Genomic DNA, 18,793 nt, shown 5'->3' with positions numbered 1-18,793 from the left:
GGCTCCGGCCGAAGCTGGGGCCTCGACCGCGGCTCCCGCCGGCGCCCCGGCCGCCGCCCCCGCCGCTGCTCCGGCGCCCCCAGCCGCTCCGGCCGCCAAGGCCGCCGCGCACTAGATCGCGAGAAGCCGAGACAGGCCCTTCTCCCCTTGCGGGAGAAGGTGGCCTTGCGGAGCAAGGTCGGATGAGGGGTCTCTCAGGACTCGCTGGTTAGTGCTCCCGGCGAAGCCGGATTCGAACCACGAACCTCACGAACGACACGAACGGATCCGATCTCGACGGCCGGTGAAGCTGCGTGTTCGTGTGGTTCGTGAGGTTCGTGGTTTCAGTTCTTCTGGACGGTCGCGGCTGCGCCGCCACTAACCGGATAGGGCTTTCGACCCCTCATCCGACCCCGCTCTTGCGGGGCCACCTTCTCCCGCAAGGGGAGAAGGACAATTGCTCCTCAAACCCGACGATACGCCGTCGGCTCGCCCACACCATTCGCCAGGTAGCGCGCGCGGGTCTGGGCCAGGGGCTCGATGGCCGTGGCCATGTGGAAGGCGTTGGCGTGGATGATCCGCGTCGCGTCCAGCATCATCGCCACGTGGCCGGTCCAGAACACCAGGTCGCCCCGCGCCAGGGTCTCCGCCGGCTCGCCCACCGCTTCCTGCTGGTCGGTGTCGCGCGGGAAGGCCTTGCCGCAGGCCAGCAGCGCCTGCTGCACCAGACCCGAACAGTCGACCCCCAGGCTCTCGCGCCCGCCCCACAGATAGGGCGCGCCCAGGAACCGCTCGGCCACCGCCACGGGATCCGTCTCGAACATCCCGATCGGCGCCAGGTGCGCCTCGATGAACCAGCCGGAATTGGCCGCCTTGGCGAACCGGCCCTCGCGCGCCTCCACCGCGACCAGCGAGTTGATCGAATAGGGCCCCAGGGCCCGTGACTTGATACTGGGCTCGGCGAAGGCGTAGGTGCGGATCGCGGCGACCCTGTGGGTGGCCGGCGGCCCGGCCGGCGCCAGGACGCCAGTCTCCACGAAGCCCACATAGCCGTCGCGCCGCGCCTGGCCCCAGGCGTAGCCGTCGGCCTCCTCCAACACCTCGAACACCTCGCCGAACAAGAGTTGGTCGACCTGCTCGGACCAGGGGTCGGCCGCGCGGCGCAAGGCGGCGGCCGGGACGATCGCCGTCATGGGCCGCGGATCGGCATAGGCCTTGGCCGGGACCACACCCTCCAGGGCGCGGCTGGCGAGATCGCCGCGAGCCAGGGTCACGCGCGGGTCTAGGCTCATGCGAAGCGGTCCCGGATCATCCGGTAGAGGGCCCGGATCGCCTGGGCCTCGGCGCCCGAGGTGAAGCCGGGCCGGCCGCGCGGATTCCAGGCGAAGATGTCGAAATGGGCCCAGGGACCGGTGGGGGCGAACCGCTGCAGGAAGAGGGCGGCGGTCACCGAGCCCGCCTGGGCCCAACCGTCCGGATCGTTCTTGATGTCGGCCACGTCGCTGTCCAGGGCGTCCACATAGCCCTTCCACAGGGGCATGCGCCACATGGGGTCGGAGACCTTCGCCATGGCGGACTCGATCTGGCCGGCCAGTTCCTCGTCGTCGGTGTAGAAGGGCGGTAGCTGCGGCCCGAGCGCCGCGCGCGCCGCCCCGGTCAGGGTGGCCAGGTCCAGGGTGAGCGCGGGTTCCAGCTCGGCGGCCCGGGTGAGCGCGTCGGCCAGGATCAGCCGGCCCTCGGCGTCGGTGTTGCCCACCTCGATGGTCAGGCCCTTGCGGCTGTCCAGGATGTCGCCCGGCCGCATGGCGTCGCCGGAAATGGCGTTCTCCACCGCCGGGATCAGCACCGCCAGCCGCACCGGCAGCCTGGCGGCCATGATCATGCGGGCGAGCGCCAGGACGTGGGCCGCCCCGCCCATGTCCTTCTTCATGTTGCGCATGCCGGCCGACGGCTTGATGTCGAGCCCACCGGTGTCGAACACCACGCCCTTGCCCACCAGGACGATCAGCGGCTTGCCGGCCTCGCCCCAGTCGATCTCGATCATCCGCGGGCAACGGGCCTCCACCGCGGCGCGGCCGACGGCGTGGATGGCGGGATAGTTGGCTTCCAGCAGGCCCTCGCCCGTGATCACCGTGATCCCCGCCCCGTGCTGTTCGGCGATCTCGCGGGCGATGGTCTCGATCTGCAGCGGGCCCAGGTCGTTGGGCGGGGTGTTGATCATGTCGCGGGCCAGCGCACAGGCGTGGGAGATGCTGCGGACCTCGGCCACGTCGACGCCGTCGACCACCAGGCGCGGCTGGGGCGAGCCCTTCTTCTTGTAGCGGTCGAAGCGGTAGCTCCCCAGCGCGAAGGCGAGCGCGATCAGGTCGGGCGCGAACTCCGGCGGGGCCGAGGCGATGCGGAAATCGCCGGCCGGCAGCCGGGCCGGCAGGGCGCGGAAGGTCATGGGATCGCTGGACGCGCCCAAGCCGAACAGCACTCGGTCCAGGCCGCCGGCGGTGTCGGGGACCACCAGGGCCTGGCCGGCCTTGGCCTTGAACTCGGACATCTCGGCGAAGGCCTTCACGAAGGCTCGCCGACCGTCCAGGAACCCTGCCAGGTCCTTTTCGTAGAGGGCGTGGACGGGAACGGCCGCGCCCTGCGTGTGCTCGACGACGACTTCGGTCATGACGCTCTCCGGCGCCCTTGACTGAGCGCAGTTATGCTTAACGCTTCCTTTAAGCGGGCGGGGGAGACTGGCGGCCAGTCATCCGGAGCCCGTGAAATCATGTGTCGCATGTCGGCGCTCGCCGCAACCGCCCTGGGCCTGGCCCTCGCGTCCGGATCGCCGGCCAGCGCCCTGCCCTGGTCCAAAGCCAAGCCCGCGGCCGCCCCAGTCGCCGCCAAGACCGACGCGCCGGCCGCCCCCGCCCCACGCCGCAAGGCGACCCCAGCCGAGCGCGTCGCCGTCGCGCGGATGGACCCCCTGGCGCGGGCCGCCTTCTGGGGCCGCGAGCTGGAGGTCGACCCCGCCGACGCCGAGGCCGGCGTCCAGCTCTCCATCGCCCTGCGCACCATGGGCAGCTACGACGACGCCATCGCCGCCATCGGCCGGACCCTGGCCGTCCAGCCCGACAACATCGAGGCCCTGATGGAGCTCGCCAAGTCGCATGTCGGCCGCGGCCAGGGCTTCTACGCCATCGATCCCGCGCGCCGGGCGCAGCAACTGGCGCCCCGTGACTGGCGCCCGCCGTCCTTGCTGGGTGTGGCCTATGAGCAGGCCCAGCGCGACGAAGAGGCCCTGGCCGCCCATCGCCTGGCGCTCAGCCTCGCCCCGGACAATCCCTCGGCCATCTCCAACCTCGCCCTGTTCCAGGCCAGCCACGGCCAGTCGGCCGAGGCCGAGGCCTTGCTGCGCAAGGCCATCGCCCGGCCCGGCGCCCCCATGGCCGTGCGCCAGAACCTGGCCCTGGTGCTGGGCCTGCAAGGCCGCCTGGACGAGGCCGAGAAACTGGCCCGCCAGGACCTCCCCCCGGAACTGGTCGCCAACAACATGGCCTGGCTGCGCGCGGCGACCGCCCCGGCGCCGGCCGGCCGCTCCTGGCAGGACGTCGGGCGGCCGCAGTAGGACGGCTGCTCGGCCGGCGGCTTTCGACCCATTGCTGACGTCAGCAATATCGCACGTTATAGTCAGCGATCCGCTGGAGGTAACGCATGGCGCGCGCACCGAGGCCCTGGTTTGCACCGAAGCGCTTTGGCTACGGAGCCGGCTTTCCGATTGTATGGCAGGGTTGGGTGCTGCTCATCGCTCTATTCGCCGGGTTGGTCGGCGCAATCACGTTGCTGGACGGGACAACGCGCGCGATGGCCGTGACCGGACTCGTAGTGGCGACGGTGATTGTCGCGGCCGCCAAGACCGAGGGTGGTTGGCGGTGGCGTTCGGGTAAGAGCCTCTAGGTCCGCAATCCACCCGTTGCAGACCTCCCGTGCTGGGTGACAGCCCCTGCGCGTTCGCACCCTAGCTGTCGGCCACCTGCTGCAGCCGCCGTGGATCGAGGAGTGCGATCCTCCCGTACTCCAACGCCACCAAGCCCTCCCGCCGGAATGAAGCCAGGTGGATGTTCACGGTCTTGCGGGTCAGGCCGACCAGTTCGGCCAAGGCCTGCTGGTTGAGGTTCAGCACGCTCGGATCTGGCCGTGAGCGGGTCAGCGCCAGCAGCCGCGCGGCGATCCTCTGGCGCGGCGGCAGGGCCGTGGTCTCGGCGGCCATCTGCAGGGCGCTGCGGAGCTGCAGATAGACCAGGGCCGCCACCGCCCGCCAGATGTCGGGCCGCGCGCGGGCGATCCGCTCCAGCCCCGCGTCGGAGACCCGCAGGATCAGACTGGGCTCGGCGCAGACGGCGGTGACCAGGCGCGGCCCGCCGCCGAAGCGCATGGTCTGGCCCAGCGCCGCGCTCGCCGCCGCGTGGCCGACCCGCACCTCCCGGTCGCCCGGCGCCTGGCAATAGAGGTCGACGGCGCCCTCGACCACCACCATCAGGCCGGTCTCCTCGTCCCCCTCGGCCTGGGCCCAGCGGCCGGCGGCCAGCCGCGCCAGCCCGCCCTCTTCCACCAGGGCCTCGGCCAATCCCGGCGGATAGGGCGCCAGCCACCGCGAGGCGGTCAGGAGTTCGAGGGCCTTCTCAGAATCCGAGCGCATTGGAAGATTGTAACTCTGGTTACAAACTTGCGCCACGCCACCCCTAGACTGGATCGACAAAACACGACGCCAGGGAGGCGAACATGACCGCCATCGTCCAAGAGACCGAAGGCTGCGGGGCCGAGATCGCCGATGTCGCGGTGGCCCGGGCCAGCGACGCCGAGATCGACCTGATCCGCGACACCGTCTATCGGCGCGGCGTCGCCTTCCTGCACGGCCAGCACCTGACGGCCGAGGAGCATATCGCCTTCGCCGAGCGGATCGGGCCGATCGTGGTCAACCGCTACTTCCCGCCGTCGGAACGCTATCCTCAGATCGCCAAGGTGGAGAAGACGCAGGCCCAGACCACCAATATCGGCGGCGGCTGGCACACCGACCACAGCTATGACCAGGCGCCGGCCATGGGTTCGGTCCTGCTGGCGGTGGAGACCCCGCCGGAGGGCGGCGACACCCTGTTCGCCGACATGTACGCCGCCTATGAGGCCCTCTCGGACGGGCTGAAGGCGACCCTCTCGGGCCTACGCGCCGTCCATGCCTCGGAGCACATCTACGGGACCAAGGGCGTCTACGGGATGACCGACCAGGCCCACCTCGCCGGCCATGCCGACAATCCCAGCGCCGTGCACCCGGCGGTGATCGTCCACCCGGGCAGCGGCCGCAAGGCGCTCTATGTGAACCCGGCCTTCACGGTGGGCTTCGAGGGCTGGAGCCGGGAGGAAAGCATGGCCCTGCTGACCTACCTCTACCAGCACGCGGTCAAGCCGCAGTTCGTCCACCGCTTCAAGTGGCGGCCGGGCTCGATGGCCATCTGGGACAACCGCGCCACCTGGCACCACGCCATGAACGACTATCAGGGCCAGCGGCGGCTGATGCACCGCATCACCATCGCCGGCGGACCGCTGGCCTAGTGGGGCCGGGATATGTTGGGGTTCTCGCCCATCATGTCGGTCACCTTCATCACCGCCGGGCCGAGGATGACCACGAACAGCACCGGCAGGAAGAACACGATCATCGGCACGGTCAGCTTGGCCGGCAGCTGGGCGGCCTTCTTCTCGGCGGCGGCCAGGCGCATGTCACGGTTCTCCTTGGCCATGACCCGCAGGGCCGCGCCTAGCGGCGTGCCGTAGCGTTCGGCCTGGATCATGGCCGTGGTCACCGACCGGATGCCGGGGTGGTTGGTCCGCTTGGCCAGGCCTTCATAGGCCTGCCGCCGTTCGGGAAGGTAGGAGATTTCCGCCGTCAGCAGGGTCAGCTCCTCGGCCAGCTCGATGGAGGTCGAGCCGATCTCGGCGGCCACCTTCTGGATCGCGGCCTCGATGGACATGCCGCTCTCCACGCAGATCAGCAGCAGGTCGAGCGCGTCGGGGAAGGCGCCGACGATGGACTCGCGGCGCTTGGTGGCGACGTTGGTGATGTAGACGTTCGGCGCATAGTAGCCGAGCGTCAGGCCGCCGATCGAGAAGGCCGCCCGGGTCAGGGTCGGGAGGCCAAAGTCCTTGATCACGAACAGGTAGAACCCGATCGCCGCGGCGAACACGAAGGGCAGCACGAAGCGAAAGAAATAGAAGGTCGAGACCGGTCGGGGACCGCGGTAGCCGGCCTGGGCCAGCTTGTCGACCACCTGGGGGTCCTCCAGCAGGCGCGAGAGCTGCAGGCGCTCCACCACCTTCTTGTACAGCCCCTCGTCCACGTGCCGCAGGCTGCTCTGGCCGGTGTTGTTCTTGGCGGCCAGCGCCTCGCGGGACTTGCGCCGCAGCTCCTCGCGCCGGCTCGAAACCGACTTCAGCCGGGTCTCCAGGCTGTTGCGGGTCATCATCGGCATGGCGATGGTGACGATCGTCGCGAAGCAGACCACGGCGACGAAGGCCGCCAGCAGGTTGTCGGGATCGACGATGGTGCTGACCAGGTCCACGCTCGCCACCTAGATCCTGAAGTTGATCATCTTGCGCATCGCGAAGATGCCGATCGACATCCAGACGGCGCCGGCCAGCAGCATCATGTGGCCGCGGGGGTCGGTGAACAGCGGCTTCATGTATTCCGGCGCGGTCATGCTGATCAGGCCCATGACGCCGGGCGGGAGCGAGCCGATGATGAAGGCCGAGGCCACGGCCTCCCCCGACAGCGCCTTGATCTTCTCGCGCATCAGCTTGCGGGCGCGGATCACGGTCGAGAGATTTCCCAGGGCCTCGGCCAGGTTGCCGCCGGTCTTGGCCTGGATGGCCAGGACGATGGCGAAGAACCGCACCTCCGGCGTCGGCATCTGCTCGAACATCTTCTCCAGGGCCTGGTCCATCGAGACCCCCATGCCGATGCCCTCGACCAGGCGGTTGAACTGGCCGGCCATGGGTTCGGAGGTCTCGCGGGCGATGACCCGCAGGCTATCGTGCACGGGCAGGCCCGAGCGGATGCCGCGGACGATGATGTCCATGGCGTCCGGGAACGCCTCGGTAAATTTCTTGACCCGCGCCGCGGCCAGGAACCCCAGCACCCAGCGCGGCAGGCCGAATCCGGCGGCGAAGGCCAGGCCCAGGCCAATGAGCGGCGACTGACGCAGGAGGATGACCACCAGCAGCACCACGACCCCGACCACGCCGCTGGCGATCCAGAAGTTGCGGATGTTATCGCCGAGCCCCGCCTGCTGCATCTTGGCGCTGATGCTGAGGGTCGCCTTCTTTTGCTGGCGGTCCTGGTCGCGCAGGGTCTTGAGGATCTGGCGGCGCCGCTGGTCCTGGGCGCTCACGGCCGGCCGCCGCCGGCCGCCCGGGCGGGCTTCGGCGCCCGCCAGGGCCTGGGCGCGCTTGACGGTCTTGGCCTGGCCATTGTCGCCGCCGGCCAGGGCCAGGCCCAGGCCCGCGACCGTGATGAAGCCGAGGACGGCGATCAGCAGGGTGGCGAGGGTCGATCCCATGCCTATTCCGACGCGTCGAGGGCTTCGGCGAGCTCGCGCTCCAGGCCGTAATAGCGGGCGCGGTCCCAGAACCGCGGCCGGGCGATGCCGGTCGAACGGTGGCGGCCCACCACCCTGCCGTCGGCGTCGTCGCCGGTGATTTCGTAGACGAACAGGTCCTGGGTGATGATCACCTCGCCTTCCAGCCCCACCACCTCGGTGATGTGGGTGATGCGGCGCGAGCCGTCGCGCAGGCGGGCGGCCTGGATGATCACGTCCACCGACCCCACGATCATCTCGCGGATGGTCCGCGAAGGCAGGCCGTAGCCGCCCATGGTGATCATCGATTCCATCCGGCTGATCGCCTCGCGCGGGCTGTTGGCGTGCAGGGTGCCCATGGAGCCGTCGTGACCGGTGTTCATGGCCTGCAGCAGGTCGAAGGCCTCCGGGCCGCGGACTTCGCCGACGATGATGCGTTCCGGACGCATCCGCAGGCAGTTCTTGACCAGGTCGCGCATGGTGATCTGGCCCTGGCCTTCCAGGTTCGGCGGCCGGGTCTCCAGGCGCACCACGTGCGGCTGCTGCAGCTGCAGCTCGGCGGCGTCCTCGCAGGTCACCACCCGCTCGGTGGGGTCGATGAAGGCGGTGAGCGTGTTGAGCAGGGTGGTCTTCCCCGAGCCCGTCCCGCCGGAGATGATCAGGTTGCATCGGCAGGCGCCGATGACCCCAAGAACCCGCGCCCCCTCGGGGCTGATGGAGGCGTACTCCACCAGGTTCTTCATGGTCAGCTTGTCTTTTTTGAACTTCCGGATGGTGAGCGTGGGCCCGTCCAGCGAGAGCGGCGGCGAGATCACGTTCACGCGGGAGCCGTCGGGCAGACGCGCGTCGCAGATCGGCGAGCTCTCGTCGACCCGGCGGCCGACCTGGCTGACGATCCGCTGGCAGATGTTCATCAGCTGGGCGTTGTCGCGGAACCGGACATTGGTCAGCTGAACCTTGCCGGCGACTTCGATGAACACCCGGCTGGCGCCGTTGACCATGATGTCGGCGATGTCGTCGCGGGCCAGCAGGGGCTCCAGCGGCCCATAGCCGAGCACGTCATTGATGATGTCCTGGACCAGCTGGTCCTGCTCGACCACCGACATGGAGACGTTCTTGATCGCCACCAGCTCGGCGACGATGTCGCGGATCTCCTCCCCGGCCTGCTTGACGTCCAGCTGCGCCAGCTGGGCCAGGTCGATGGTGTTGATCAGGGCGTTGAAGATCGTGGTCTTCGTGGCGTGGTAATAGTCGGACTGCTCGCGAACCACCTGGGTGGCCGGCGCGGGGCCCTGGGCGGCGCGGAGCTGTTCGAAGGCCAGGGTCGACTTCGGCCCCGCGCCCTGGGCGGCGCGCTCGGCCTTGGTGGGAATGGGAATGGGAGCCTGCGGCGCGGCGGACGCCGCGGCCGGCCCGGCGGCGGGCTCGATGCGCTGCGGCCGCGTGGCGATCGGCGCGCCCTCGCCCGCCGTGGGGGGCGGGGGGGTCGGCCGGGGCCGCGGCGCTTCGCCTTCGGTGGGACGCTTGCCGAACATGCTACTTCCGCTTGAGCAGGCTGGAGAGCAGCGAGGTCTTCTGGACCGCCGGCGGATCGCGGCGGGCGATCTGCTGGGCCAGGTGGTCGATGCCCTCGGCCGAGCGCGACTTGGGGCCCACCTCGCAGACCATCTGGCCATTGTTGGCCGCCTGGCCGAACAGCTTGGGGTCGAACGGCAGGCAGAGGGTGGGCGTCAGGCCGAGCGCCTCGCCGAAGTCCTTGATCGGGATTTCCGGGCGACCCGGCACCCCCACCTGGTTCAGAACCAGCCGCGGCGGGGCGTCGTTGGGCCGCGCGCGGCGGACCAGGTCGACCATGTTCTTGGCGTTGCGCAGCGAGGCCAGGTCCGGCGTGGCCACGATCACCAGGTCGTCCGAGGTCAACAGGATCTTGCGCTTCCAGGCCGTCCAGACGTGGGGCAGGTCCAGCACCACGAAGGGCGCCGCGCCGCGGATCTTCTGGGTGACCTCCTCGAAGGCCTCGGGTCCGATCTCGTAGTCGGCTTCGAGCGTGGCCGGGGCGGCGAACAGGGACAGCCGATCGGTGCAGCGGGCCATCATCCGGTCCATCAGGACGGGGTCCAGGCGATCCGGCTGCGACAGGGCGTCGACGATGCCCTGGATCGGGTCCTGGTTGAAATCGAGGCCGGCGGTGCCGAAGGCCAGGTCCAGGTCGACCAGGACCGCGCCGGTCTGCAGGCGCTCGGTGATCGAATAGGCGACGTTGTGGGCCAAGGTCGAGGTCCCGGCCCCACCCTTGGCGCCGCAGAAGGCGATCTGGCGGCCGACGAAGGGGGCCGAGGGGTCTGCATAGAGCCCGGCCACGGTGCGGACCATCTGCAGCGGGCTGAGCGGCGGCACCAGATATTCCGACACCCCGCGGCGCATCAGCTCGCGATAGAGGGCGATGTCGTTGGCCGAGCCGATCAGCACGACCTTGGTGCCCGGATCGCAGACCTGGGCCAGCCGGTCCAGCAGGGTGAGCAGCTCGGAGGCGGAGTCCAGGCACTCGACCATCACCAGCGAGGGCGTAGCCTGGTTCTGATAGTTATCGACCGCCGCGGCGAGGCCGCCCATGCGGGTCACCACCGTGGTTCGCTCCATCCGGCGGTCCTCGGCCGCCCGGTCGGCGAGCTCGGCGGTTTCCGCCGTGGCGCAGAAGATGTGGATGGTGATCCGCGGCAGCAGGGTCTCGCCGAACGCCGCCTCGGCGCCGGCCAGCATCTCGTGCACCGGATTGGCGACCGCCGGGCGCGCCGGTTCGCCGGCCTCGATCTGCGGCCCGCCCATCGCCTGGGCAGCCTGCGAAGCGGGTGCGAAGGGATCGGTCTCCTCGTCGGCCGCCGCCAGGGGCGCCTCACGCCAGGCGTCGGCCGGCGGCGCGGCGAACTCGTCGTCGGCCTCGTAGTCCAGATCGAAGGGGTCTTGGCTCGATTTCGGGTTCATCAGACCTGGCCCCGCATCACTTCACCGCCTGCGCGACGACGCCGGTCGCCTGCTTGTCCGTCTGAGTGGAGGTGTTCTCACCCTTGCGGTACTTGGCCAGCACGTCTGCCCGGCGCCCGGCGTCCGGCGGCGTCGTGGCGCGCGGTCCCTTCAGGTCCGCCGGATCGGCGATCTGGGCGGCCATGTTGGCCACGGTGGCGCAGCCGAAATTGGGCTGCACCTCGTTCAGCATGCTGTGGGAGATGCTGGTCCAGGCGCGACCGCAGTCGGGGATGGTCGCCGCGTGGCGCAGATAGCCCACCAGCAGCGGCGCGCGCGCCTCGCCCTTGGCGTCGTAGCCGACGACCCGCACCTGTTCGGCGCGGACGCCCTGGCCGATCAGGAAGCCGCGCGCGCCCTCGGCGGTGCGGAAGGCCGCCGAACTGTCGGGGCCGCCGCTGGGCGACTGCAGGGTGATGGCGCCGCCTTCGCCTTCGCGCCACTCGGCCACGAAAGCGGCGAGCGCGTCGGCCTGGGTCGGCGAAAGGCCCGCGGCGTGGACGGCCAGCGCGATCTCATGCGGCTGGGAGGTGATCTCCGTCTTCCAAAGCTCGGTGGGCGTGCGAGCCTGGGACGCGACGCTCGGCTCCTGCAACGGGAGGCTGGCGCAGGCCGAGAGGGCGGCGAACGAGGCCAGGACGACGAAACGATGCATCGGGGCGAACCTCATTCGATCACGTACCCATAGGGCCCCTGATAGGTGCGGCCGGCGGCGGCCTGCGGCTTAGCCTTATAGGCCCTGGTCAGTGCGCCCATCAGCAGGGTCGAGCCGTCGTCGGCCGTACGCATGCCGTCCACGGGGGTCTGCAGGCGGTCGGCGCTGGTCGCCTCGACGATGTAGGGCGTGATGATGATCACCAGCTCGGTCTCTCCGGCCAGATAGTCGCGGGAGCGGAAAAGGGCGCCCAGCACCGGCAGGGTGGTCATGCCCGGCAGGGCGTCGATGTTCTGGCGGGTCTTCTCCTGCAGCAGGCCGGCGATCATCATCGACCCGCCCGAGGGCAGCTCCACGGACGTCTCGGCGCGGCGGACCGTCAGGGCCGGGATGGTCAGGCTGGTATTCGCGCCGGCCGTCGACAGCGAGAAGGCGCCCTCGGTGGTCAGCTCGGAGACCTCGGTGGAGAGCTTCAGGGCGATGCGGCCGGAGGACAGCACTACCGGGGTGAAGCCGAGCCCCACGCCGAACGGCTTGAACTCGATGGTGACCGCGCCGGTGTCGTCCTGCGCCACCGGAACGGGGAACTCGCCGCCGGCCAGGAACCGCGCCGACTCGCCCGAGCCGGCCGTCAGGTTAGGCTCGGCCAGGGTGCGGACCAGGCCCACACGCTCGAAGGCGCGCAGTGTGGCGTCGCCTTGGACCTTGCCACCCACTTCCCTGACGCTCGCGGCGCCGCCGCCCAGGAGCGATCCGCTCACACCGAACGTCGCCGTCTTGCTGAACAGGAACTGCGCGTCGCCAAGCTCGCCGATGATCGCGTCGAGATTGAACCCAAGCTGCTTGATGACATTACGCTGCATCTCGACGATGCGGACCTTCAGCATCACCTGGTCCTTGCCGGCGATGCTGAGCATGTTCAGCACCATTTCCGGCTTCTCCACCGAGGTGCGCGCGATCTGCAGGGCCTTGTCGGCGTCGGACAGGTTGGCGACCTGGCCCGACAGGATCAGGCTGCTGTTCATCGCGTCGACGCGCACGTGGGCGCCGGGCACCAGGCGGTTGATCGTCTGGGCGACAGCGCTCGGATCCTGGTCGACCCGGATGTCCAGGCTGAGGATGCGGCGCCCGGCCGTGTCGAAGAACACCGCGTCGGTGGTGCCCGTCTTGAGGCCCAGGATGAAGATCCGGCGCGGGGTGCGCAGCATGGCGTCGGCGACGCCGGGATTGGTCACCAGCACGTCACGCGCATCGACCGGCAGCTCGACCACGGCGGACTTGCCGACCGGCAGGCTGAGCGACTGGCTGTTCCCGCGGCCGGCCAGGTCGACGCGCATCACGGCGGCCGAGGTCGCCAAGCCCGCGGCGAACGGATCGGACTGAGCCGAGGCGGCCGACAGCGGCGTCAGGAGGGCGGCGGCGGCGAGGGTCAGCGCCCGCAGGATTCGGGACGGGCTCATTGGGCGACAACCTCCGTAACTTCACCGCCGCGATAGACCCGCAGCCCGTCGCCGGTCCGGCTGGGGCCGCCGCGACCGGGGCCGCCGCCCGCGTCGGCGTAGGAACGCAGCGCCAGCTGCATCTCGCCCTGGGCCTTGCCCCGGGCCAGGACCTCTACATCTGAGGCCGGCAGTTCGAGGGTGGCCACGGCCCCCACGATCGTCTTGGAATCCTTGCTGGGGCCGGTAGCCTGATCGATGGCCAGGACGCGCAGGTTGCGCATCAGCACCTCGGTGATGAAGCCGTCGCCCTCGGCGGCCTTGCGGCTCTGCAGGACGTCGACCCGGTCACCGGGCAGGATGAAGCCGCCGGCGGCGGTCTCGGCGTTGATGGGCACGGACATGGCGCGCATGCCGGGCGTCACGACCACCGCCATGTAGCCGCTCTGGCCGGCGCGAACGACTTTGCGGGCCATGATCGGCTCGCCCTTGAGTATGGGTTCCTTGACGATGGAGCCTGCGAAGGCCTCCATCGGCGCCTGGGTGACCATCAGGTCTGTGGTCACCTTGGCGGCGGTCTTGACCGCCTTGTCGGCGCCCTGTGCGGGCAGCGCGGGCGCCGCGCCGTCGGTCACGTAGGCGGGATTGAGGGCGTCGGCCGGCCAGGCCTGCCAGCTCATGTCGGCGACGGCCAGACGGGCGCCCACGGGCAGGTCGCGCTTGGCCACCAGCACCTGGGCCATGGGCTTGGCTGGCGCCGCGGCGGCGATCACCGGCGCGCGCGGCGCCTTTGGAACGAGCATGCCGCGCACCAGGAAGGCGAGCGCGATCGCTGCGATCGCGGCGACAGCGAGGATACCGATGCGGACGGCGCCCATGTGCGACTACCCGAAACTCCCGCAAGGCGGGCGACCGACGCGACCCCGGCATTCGCCCAGGCCCGCGATTCGAATGTCCGACCTTCTGCCGGTTACACGTCTATTGGCCCGCCATGGTTAACGTCCGGCTAAGGGCCGTAACTCATCCCAGGCCCGGGAACGCCTTCAGCAGCGCAGTCTCAGGAAAGGCGGCCAAGGCGCCCACGGCGATGGCCACGCCGTAGGGCACGCTCTCGCCCGGCGTCGCCAGGCGGCCGAGCCAGCTTGGTCCGATCGAGATAATGCCGCGCAACATGTCCGAGCGTAGGCTGAGCAGGCCAAGAGCCAAGACCCCGCCGACGACGCCGGTGAGGAGGACGAAGGTGACGACCGCCGGCCAGCCCATCCAGAGCGCCGCCGCTGCGAACAGCTTGGCGTCGCCGCCGCCGATCCAGCCCAGGGCGAACATGGCCATGGCGGCGACCAGGGCGGCCGCGCCGACGCTGAAGTGCAGGCCGATGGTCTCCAGCGGCAGGCCCAGAGCCAGGGCGGCCGGGATGAAGGCCAGGATCAGCCCGCCCGAGATCCAGTTGGGGATGGTGTAGGTTGTGACGTCCCGCAAGGCGCCCACGATGACCAGGGCCGGGAAGACGAACAGCAGGGCGGCTTGGACGATCGGCGGCATCGGCGAGGAACCTTGGCGGCGAAAAACACCCCGCAGAGTCCGCCAATCGGATGAACGGAGCGTTGAAATGCAAAGAGCCGCGGCGCTTTCGCGACGCGGCTGCGGATGGGAGGGCGTGAGGTCTCGCCGTCCGGAGGGCCTGGCTTCAGTCCTGAGGCATCGCGCTGATCACCTGGCCGAAGACGTCGGAGAGGCTGGCGCTGATGGCCATCATGCCGCCGATCAAGGTCACCGTGATCAAGGCGGCGATCAATCCGTATTCCACAGCGTTCGAACCCGACTGGTCTTTCAGGAACCGATGAAGGAAGACCATGACGCACTCCACGGCGGGATTGAGATTGGCTCTAGGAGCCTCAGGCCAAAACGCAACCGCGGCGGCTTTCGCCGCCGCGGCGCGTCTTTGGAGCCTAGGCGCCTTAGGCCGCGGCGGTGTCCAGGTCGGCCGAGATACCGCCAAGCAGGCTGGAGAGGCTGCCGGCGACCAGGCCCATGGCGCTCACGAGCACGACGGCGATGAGGGCGGCGATCAGACCATACTCGATGGCCGTGGCGCCGGATTCGTCCTTCAGGAAGCGGGTGACAAACTTAGACATGCTCGATCTCCTTTTTTGCTGCGAGCAAACTGTTGAGGGATCAAGCCCGATTGGCCTGCTCGCCCCGAAACGCAGGGACAATTTCGCCCACCGCGCTTAATTGCGAGTAAACATCGGAGTATTCGCTGAGAACTTTCTATGGTTTACTTGTGTTTACTGTTATCATCCGTTAACCATGGGGCCCAAAACGGACCGGAATCGGCGTTTCGACTTAATGATTCTCGCGCGCGCACGTAAGGGCGGAAATTCAGTCTTTCTTGACCATTCGCGCCCAGCCTCGCCCTGCGATTTTTTTTCGGACAGCGATCCCATGCGACGTCTTCTGCTCAGCTTGACCGCCGGTCTGTCGCTTCTGGCGACCGCCTCGCAGGCCGATGCGCCGAGCCTCTCGGTGCCGATCCACCAGAGCGCCCGCCTCCTGCTGCCTGCCGGCGCCCGCGACGTGATGATCGGCAATCCCACCATCGCCGACGTCAATGTCATCGACGGACGCAGCGTGGTGGTCCTGGGCAAGGGCTATGGCGTCACCAACCTGCTGGTCATCGACGCCCTGGGCCGCACCGTGCTGGAGCGACAGGTCGTGGTCTCCGGACCGAACTCCGGCCGCGTCTCGGTCATTCGCGGCGCCCAGGTCGACAGCTACGCCTGCGCCGGGGCCTGCGAAAAAGAGCCGGTCGAGGACGGCAAGGCCAAGGCCCCCGGCGCGTCGCCGCCTTAAACCTCCGGTTAGCCAGACTTCGCTAGACTGCCCCGGTTCGGAGACCTGGGGACGCCATGTCGCGCCTTGTCGGAAAATATGCCGCAGCCCTAAGGCGGTTCGCGCGCGAGAAGCGCGGCTCGACCGCCGTGGAATTCGCGATCATCGCCATTCCCTTCATGGCGCTGCTGTTCGGCGTGGTCGAAATCGGCATGGTGCTGTTGATCTCCGCCACCCTCGACACCGCCGTTGAATACGCCGCCCGCAATGTCCGCACCGGCGAGTTCCAGAGCGCCGGCGCGGTCAGCAAGGCCGACTTCAAAGCCCTGGTCTGCCGCAACATGACCTGGCTGCAGGGCGGTTGCGCCAACCGGGTCATCGTCGAGTCCGAGACCTTCGCCAATTACGCCGCGGCCGGCGCCTCGCTCTCGGCGGCCCCAGCCACCTTCGATCCGGAGGGAAACCGCTGCTGGTCGGTGGGCGGACCGCGGGACATCGTCCTGATGCGGGTCTACTACCAGTGGGACCTGATCACGCCGGTGCTCACGCCCGCGCTCGAGAACATGGGCGGCGGCAAGCGCCTGATCGTGTCCGCCTCGGCCTTCCGCAACGAGCCCTATGACCCGAACCAGGATCCGGTAGGCGCGCAATGCTGAGACGTCTCATCCGCAACCGGCGGGGATCGGCCGCCGTCGAATTCGCCTTCATCGCCCCCGTGGCGATCCTGTTCTACTACGCTCTGGTGGAGTCCAGCCAAGGCATGCTGGCCAACCGGCGCGCCGGTCACGTGGCCACGGCCGTGGGCGACATCGTGGCGCAGAACGGCCAGACCAGCAGCGAGGAGGTCGAAGACATCTTCGATATCGCCAGCGCGATCTTCCGCCCGCTGCCGACCGACACGCTCAGCATCCGTCTAACCAGCATCCGGATCGAGGCCAACGGCCAGCAGACCGTGGTCTGGTCCCAGACCAGGGGATCGATGACGGGCCTGTCGGGCGTCATCACCTCGGTCCCGGCGCCCTGGATCGTGCCCGGCAGCGGCGTGATCCGCGCCGACACCAGCTACACCTACAATTCCCCGCTCCAGAAGATGATGCCTGAGCCCATCCAGATGTCGCACACCATGTATATCCGGCCGCGGGGCTACGTGGCGGTGCTGCGCCCCAACTAGTCCAGGGCGCGCGCCAGGCGCTCGGCCAGCCGGCTCGGCCCGTAGGCGACGGCGTCCAGCGCCGCGACCTCCCGCAATCCGACCAGGCTGTTGGTCAGGAACACCGCCTCGGCGGCGTCGAGCTCTCCCGGCTCGGCCGCCGTCTCCACGACCTCGACGCCTAGCTCCGCCGCCGCCGCCGCGATTACCCGGGCCCGCATCACGCCGGCCAGCACGCCGCAAGCCAGGGCCGGCGTGAACAACCGTCCGTCCCGCACCCAGAACAGGTTCGCCACCGCCGCGCAGGCCACCTCGCCGCGGTTGTTGAGCATCACCGCCTCGTCGGCCCCGCGCGCGCGGGCCTCCTGGCGGGCCAGGAGGTTGTCGAGATAGGCCAGGGTCTTCAGGCGCGAGGCGGGCGAGCCCTCGTTGCGCCGCACCGCGCTCAGGGTCAGCCGGGCCCGACCCTCCGGAGTCGCCGCGGGCGCTGCGCTGGCGAACAGCCGCGGGACCGGTTCGCCTGGCCGGTCCAGCCCTCGGCCGCCCGAGCCCGCCGTCAGGGTCAGCCGCACCGCGGCGCGCGGCGCCTCCACCGCGCCAAGGGCCTGGCGCATCAGCCGCTCGGCCTCGCCCCGGTCGGGCATGGGCAGGCCCAGGGCCGCGCAACCCACCGCGAGCCGGTCCAGATGCGCCTCGAGGTCGACCAGCACGCCGGCCTTGGCCAGCAGGGTCTCGAACAGGCCGTCGCCCAGCAACAATCCACGATCGTCGTGCGGGATCATGCGGCTGTCCCCTCCAGGGCGCGAAGCAGGGCGGCGATCTTGGCCTCGGTCTCCAGGCGCTCGGCGTGGGGATCGGAGTCGGCGACGATCCCCGCCCCGGCCCGGGCCTCGACGCTCCAGCCCTCGGCGTCCTGCACGAAGGCGGCGGTGCGGATCAGCACGCTGGAGTCCAGCGCCCCGTCGACCCCCGCCCAGAACAGCGAGCCGCAATAGGGGCCGCGCGGGGTCTCCAGCCCGGCGATCACCTTCATGGCCTGGACCTTGGGCGCCCCGGTGATCGAGCCCGGCGGGAAGGCCGCGCGCAGCAGATCCACCGCGCCCTGTCCTGCCGCCAGCCGCCCGGTCACCGTCGAGACCAGATGGTGGACATTGGCGAAACTCTCCACCGCGAACAGCTCCGGGACCCGCACGCTGCCGGGCGCGCAGACCCGCGCCAGGTCGTTGCGCATCAGGTCGACGATCATCAGGTTCTCGGCCCGGTCCTTGTCGCTGGCGGAGAGCTGCCGGGCCAGGCAGGCGTCTTCGTCGGCAGAGCGGCCGCGCGGCCGCGTGCCCTTGATCGGCCGGGTCTCGACCACCCCGTCCCGCGCCTGCAGGAACCGCTCGGGGGAGTTGGAGACCACCGCCAGGCCCGGCAGCCGCAGATAGGCCGCGAAGGGCGCGGCGCTCTGCCCCGCCAGCCGCGCGAACAGGTCGAAGGGCGCGGCGCCTGGCGCCAGCCGCCCGGACCAGGCCCGCGCGATATTGGCCTGGAAGATCTCCCCGGCATGGATGCGGGCCACCACCTGCGCCACCGCGGCCTCATAGGCGTCGGGATCGGACGCGCTCAGCCCCCGCGCCAAGGCGCCCCCGGCGGGCGGTTCCGGAACCAGATCGAGCCAGGCCAAGGCCCGCTCGGCCTGCGCCTGCGCCGCCGTCGCGTCGGCCCCGCGGCCCACCGCCGCCGCCTCGCCCAGCTCGTGATCGAAGGCGAGCACGGCTGGATACCGCCCGGCGGCCAGGTCGGGCCACCCGGTTCGGCTGAGCCCCAACGGCTCGACCACGTCGCCCAGTTCGTAGCAGGCCAGCCCCGCCACCCCGCCCTGGAACGGCGGCCCGTCGGCCAGGCTTAGGCCTGCCGGACCCAGCAGCTCGGCCAGTCCCTCGAAGGGATCCTGTCCGGGGGCGCCTGTGAAGGTCGCCTCGGGCGCGCGCGCCACATAGGACCAGCGGCCCCTTGGGCCCCCGCCGCCGGAGACGAAACCGATCGCCCACGGTTCTTCGGCGAAGGCCGAGAGCACCTCGACCGGGTCGCGCCAGGAGGTCCGGAGCTGGGCCACGCACTGCATGGC

Annotated in this window: 21 protein-coding genes; 6 read left to right on the top strand and 15 right to left on the bottom strand. The window is 69.9% G+C overall.

Annotated features, from left to right (window positions below):
- Window positions 1-443: 443 nt before the first annotated feature.
- Together V6M51_RS19025 and V6M51_RS19020 are read right to left on the bottom strand one after the other, a co-directional pair.
- Complete coding sequence (locus V6M51_RS19025; RefSeq protein ID WP_332769717.1) at window positions 444-1,271, bottom strand: C40 family peptidase; 828 nt, start codon at window positions 1,269-1,271, stop codon at window positions 444-446.
- Window positions 1,268-2,647: a leucyl aminopeptidase family protein gene (locus tag V6M51_RS19020; RefSeq protein WP_332769715.1), complete on the bottom strand. Its 1,380-nt coding sequence runs from the start codon at window positions 2,645-2,647 to the stop codon at window positions 1,268-1,270. The genes V6M51_RS19025 and V6M51_RS19020 overlap by 4 nt, the downstream gene beginning before the upstream one ends.
- Window positions 2,648-2,746: 99 nt before the next feature.
- Between V6M51_RS19020 and V6M51_RS19015 the strand changes: the two genes are divergently transcribed.
- Together V6M51_RS19015 and V6M51_RS19010 are read left to right on the top strand one after the other, a co-directional pair.
- The gene (locus V6M51_RS19015) at window positions 2,747-3,586 is read left to right on the top strand and encodes a tetratricopeptide repeat protein (protein ID WP_332769713.1); all 840 of its coding nucleotides are present in this window, start codon (window positions 2,747-2,749) and stop codon (window positions 3,584-3,586) included.
- A gap of 86 nt (window positions 3,587-3,672) precedes the next feature.
- Complete coding sequence (locus V6M51_RS19010) at window positions 3,673-3,915, top strand: hypothetical protein (protein WP_332769711.1); 243 nt, start codon at window positions 3,673-3,675, stop codon at window positions 3,913-3,915.
- A 61-nt stretch (window positions 3,916-3,976) separates the two neighbouring features.
- On the opposite strand, the gene V6M51_RS19005 is transcribed toward V6M51_RS19010, so the two are convergent.
- Window positions 3,977-4,657, bottom strand: coding sequence for a Crp/Fnr family transcriptional regulator (locus tag V6M51_RS19005; RefSeq protein ID WP_332769709.1), 681 nt, complete (start codon window positions 4,655-4,657; stop codon window positions 3,977-3,979).
- Window positions 4,658-4,740: 83 nt separating this feature from the next.
- Between V6M51_RS19005 and V6M51_RS19000 the strand changes: the two genes are divergently transcribed.
- Window positions 4,741-5,565 (top strand): TauD/TfdA dioxygenase family protein, encoded by an 825-nt coding sequence (locus V6M51_RS19000; RefSeq protein ID WP_332769707.1) that lies wholly within the window; start codon window positions 4,741-4,743, stop codon window positions 5,563-5,565.
- Here the strand turns inward: V6M51_RS19000 and V6M51_RS18995 are convergent.
- The 10 genes from V6M51_RS18995 to V6M51_RS18950 all read right to left on the bottom strand — a co-directional run bounded on the left by V6M51_RS18995 (window position 5,562) and on the right by V6M51_RS18950 (window position 14,833).
- Window positions 5,562-6,569 carry a type II secretion system F family protein gene (locus V6M51_RS18995; RefSeq protein ID WP_332769719.1) on the bottom strand — a complete coding sequence of 336 codons (1,008 nt, stop codon included), beginning with the start codon at window positions 6,567-6,569 and terminating at the stop codon, window positions 5,562-5,564. The two genes, V6M51_RS19000 and V6M51_RS18995, sit on opposite strands and share 4 nt — an antisense overlap.
- Before the next feature lie 9 nt (window positions 6,570-6,578).
- Window positions 6,579-7,565 carry a type II secretion system F family protein gene (locus V6M51_RS18990; protein WP_332769705.1) on the bottom strand — a complete coding sequence of 329 codons (987 nt, stop codon included), beginning with the start codon at window positions 7,563-7,565 and terminating at the stop codon, window positions 6,579-6,581.
- 2 nt (window positions 7,566-7,567) lie between these two features.
- Entirely contained in the window at window positions 7,568-9,118 is a 1,551-nt protein-coding gene (locus tag V6M51_RS18985; protein WP_332769704.1) for a CpaF family protein, read from the bottom strand.
- Between the two features lies 1 nt (window position 9,119).
- Window positions 9,120-10,565, bottom strand: coding sequence for a CpaE family protein (locus V6M51_RS18980; protein ID WP_332769702.1), 1,446 nt, complete (start codon window positions 10,563-10,565; stop codon window positions 9,120-9,122).
- A gap of 16 nt (window positions 10,566-10,581) precedes the next feature.
- Window positions 10,582-11,259 (bottom strand): CpaD family pilus assembly protein, encoded by a 678-nt coding sequence (locus tag V6M51_RS18975; protein WP_332769700.1) that lies wholly within the window; start codon window positions 11,257-11,259, stop codon window positions 10,582-10,584.
- 11 nt (window positions 11,260-11,270) lie between these two features.
- Window positions 11,271-12,719: a type II and III secretion system protein family protein gene (locus V6M51_RS18970; protein WP_332769698.1), complete on the bottom strand. Its 1,449-nt coding sequence runs from the start codon at window positions 12,717-12,719 to the stop codon at window positions 11,271-11,273.
- Window positions 12,716-13,576 (bottom strand): Flp pilus assembly protein CpaB, encoded by an 861-nt coding sequence (gene cpaB / locus V6M51_RS18965; RefSeq protein WP_332769697.1) that lies wholly within the window; start codon window positions 13,574-13,576, stop codon window positions 12,716-12,718. The genes V6M51_RS18970 and cpaB overlap by 4 nt, the downstream gene beginning before the upstream one ends.
- Before the next feature lie 142 nt (window positions 13,577-13,718).
- Window positions 13,719-14,240 carry an A24 family peptidase gene (locus V6M51_RS18960; RefSeq protein ID WP_332769695.1) on the bottom strand — a complete coding sequence of 174 codons (522 nt, stop codon included), beginning with the start codon at window positions 14,238-14,240 and terminating at the stop codon, window positions 13,719-13,721.
- Window positions 14,241-14,385: 145 nt separating this feature from the next.
- Window positions 14,386-14,553: a Flp family type IVb pilin gene (locus V6M51_RS18955; RefSeq protein WP_332769693.1), complete on the bottom strand. Its 168-nt coding sequence runs from the start codon at window positions 14,551-14,553 to the stop codon at window positions 14,386-14,388.
- A gap of 103 nt (window positions 14,554-14,656) precedes the next feature.
- The gene (locus V6M51_RS18950; RefSeq protein ID WP_332769691.1) at window positions 14,657-14,833 is read right to left on the bottom strand and encodes a Flp family type IVb pilin; all 177 of its coding nucleotides are present in this window, start codon (window positions 14,831-14,833) and stop codon (window positions 14,657-14,659) included.
- 310 nt (window positions 14,834-15,143) lie between these two features.
- Between V6M51_RS18950 and V6M51_RS18945 the strand changes: the two genes are divergently transcribed.
- From V6M51_RS18945 to V6M51_RS18935, 3 genes are read left to right on the top strand one after another with little or no spacing between them, the layout of a single operon-like run.
- Entirely contained in the window at window positions 15,144-15,551 is a 408-nt protein-coding gene (locus tag V6M51_RS18945) for a pilus assembly protein N-terminal domain-containing protein (protein ID WP_332769689.1), read from the top strand.
- Window positions 15,552-15,607: 56 nt separating this feature from the next.
- Window positions 15,608-16,186, top strand: coding sequence for a TadE/TadG family type IV pilus assembly protein (locus V6M51_RS18940; protein WP_332769687.1), 579 nt, complete (start codon window positions 15,608-15,610; stop codon window positions 16,184-16,186).
- Window positions 16,180-16,701, top strand: coding sequence for a TadE/TadG family type IV pilus assembly protein (locus tag V6M51_RS18935; protein WP_332769685.1), 522 nt, complete (start codon window positions 16,180-16,182; stop codon window positions 16,699-16,701). Before V6M51_RS18940 ends, V6M51_RS18935 begins: the two co-directional genes overlap by 7 nt.
- Here V6M51_RS18935 and V6M51_RS18930 read toward each other — a convergent pair.
- Both V6M51_RS18930 and pabB read right to left on the bottom strand, forming a co-directional pair.
- Window positions 16,698-17,462 carry an aminotransferase class IV gene (locus V6M51_RS18930; RefSeq protein ID WP_332769683.1) on the bottom strand — a complete coding sequence of 255 codons (765 nt, stop codon included), beginning with the start codon at window positions 17,460-17,462 and terminating at the stop codon, window positions 16,698-16,700. The two genes, V6M51_RS18935 and V6M51_RS18930, sit on opposite strands and share 4 nt — an antisense overlap.
- Entirely contained in the window at window positions 17,459-18,790 is a 1,332-nt protein-coding gene (gene pabB, locus V6M51_RS18925) for an aminodeoxychorismate synthase, component I (protein ID WP_332769681.1), read from the bottom strand. The genes V6M51_RS18930 and pabB overlap by 4 nt, the downstream gene beginning before the upstream one ends.
- Between the last annotated feature and the right edge of the window lie 3 nt (window positions 18,791-18,793).

The organism is Phenylobacterium sp. (assembly GCF_036677185.1).
In the GTDB taxonomy this organism is placed as follows: domain Bacteria; phylum Pseudomonadota; class Alphaproteobacteria; order Caulobacterales; family Caulobacteraceae; genus Phenylobacterium.
The sequence above is the reverse complement of the archived record's forward strand: the minus strand, read 5'-3'. Positions and strand labels throughout refer to the sequence as shown.

Coding starts and splice junctions, on each gene's coding strand:
- V6M51_RS18945 (WP_332769689.1), top strand. CDS start 15,144: ATGCGACGTCTTCTGCTCAGCTTGACCGCCGGTCTGTCGCTTCTGGCG.
- V6M51_RS18970 (WP_332769698.1), bottom strand. CDS start 12,719: ATGAGCCCGTCCCGAATCCTGCGGGCGCTGACCCTCGCCGCCGCCGCC.
- V6M51_RS18935 (WP_332769685.1), top strand. CDS start 16,180: ATGCTGAGACGTCTCATCCGCAACCGGCGGGGATCGGCCGCCGTCGAA.
- V6M51_RS18985 (WP_332769704.1), bottom strand. CDS start 9,118: ATGTTCGGCAAGCGTCCCACCGAAGGCGAAGCGCCGCGGCCCCGGCCG.
- V6M51_RS18975 (WP_332769700.1), bottom strand. CDS start 11,259: ATGCATCGTTTCGTCGTCCTGGCCTCGTTCGCCGCCCTCTCGGCCTGC.
- V6M51_RS19000 (WP_332769707.1), top strand. CDS start 4,741: ATGACCGCCATCGTCCAAGAGACCGAAGGCTGCGGGGCCGAGATCGCC.
- cpaB (WP_332769697.1), bottom strand. CDS start 13,576: ATGGGCGCCGTCCGCATCGGTATCCTCGCTGTCGCCGCGATCGCAGCG.
- V6M51_RS18980 (WP_332769702.1), bottom strand. CDS start 10,565: ATGAACCCGAAATCGAGCCAAGACCCCTTCGATCTGGACTACGAGGCC.
- V6M51_RS19020 (WP_332769715.1), bottom strand. CDS start 2,647: ATGACCGAAGTCGTCGTCGAGCACACGCAGGGCGCGGCCGTTCCCGTC.
- V6M51_RS19025 (WP_332769717.1), bottom strand. CDS start 1,271: ATGAGCCTAGACCCGCGCGTGACCCTGGCTCGCGGCGATCTCGCCAGC.
- V6M51_RS18955 (WP_332769693.1), bottom strand. CDS start 14,553: ATGGTCTTCCTTCATCGGTTCCTGAAAGACCAGTCGGGTTCGAACGCT.
- pabB (WP_332769681.1), bottom strand. CDS start 18,790: ATGCAGTGCGTGGCCCAGCTCCGGACCTCCTGGCGCGACCCGGTCGAG.
- V6M51_RS19015 (WP_332769713.1), top strand. CDS start 2,747: ATGTGTCGCATGTCGGCGCTCGCCGCAACCGCCCTGGGCCTGGCCCTC.
- V6M51_RS19010 (WP_332769711.1), top strand. CDS start 3,673: ATGGCGCGCGCACCGAGGCCCTGGTTTGCACCGAAGCGCTTTGGCTAC.
- V6M51_RS18960 (WP_332769695.1), bottom strand. CDS start 14,240: ATGCCGCCGATCGTCCAAGCCGCCCTGCTGTTCGTCTTCCCGGCCCTG.
- V6M51_RS19005 (WP_332769709.1), bottom strand. CDS start 4,657: ATGCGCTCGGATTCTGAGAAGGCCCTCGAACTCCTGACCGCCTCGCGG.
- V6M51_RS18990 (WP_332769705.1), bottom strand. CDS start 7,565: ATGGGATCGACCCTCGCCACCCTGCTGATCGCCGTCCTCGGCTTCATC.
- V6M51_RS18930 (WP_332769683.1), bottom strand. CDS start 17,462: ATGATCCCGCACGACGATCGTGGATTGTTGCTGGGCGACGGCCTGTTC.
- V6M51_RS18940 (WP_332769687.1), top strand. CDS start 15,608: ATGTCGCGCCTTGTCGGAAAATATGCCGCAGCCCTAAGGCGGTTCGCG.
- V6M51_RS18950 (WP_332769691.1), bottom strand. CDS start 14,833: ATGTCTAAGTTTGTCACCCGCTTCCTGAAGGACGAATCCGGCGCCACG.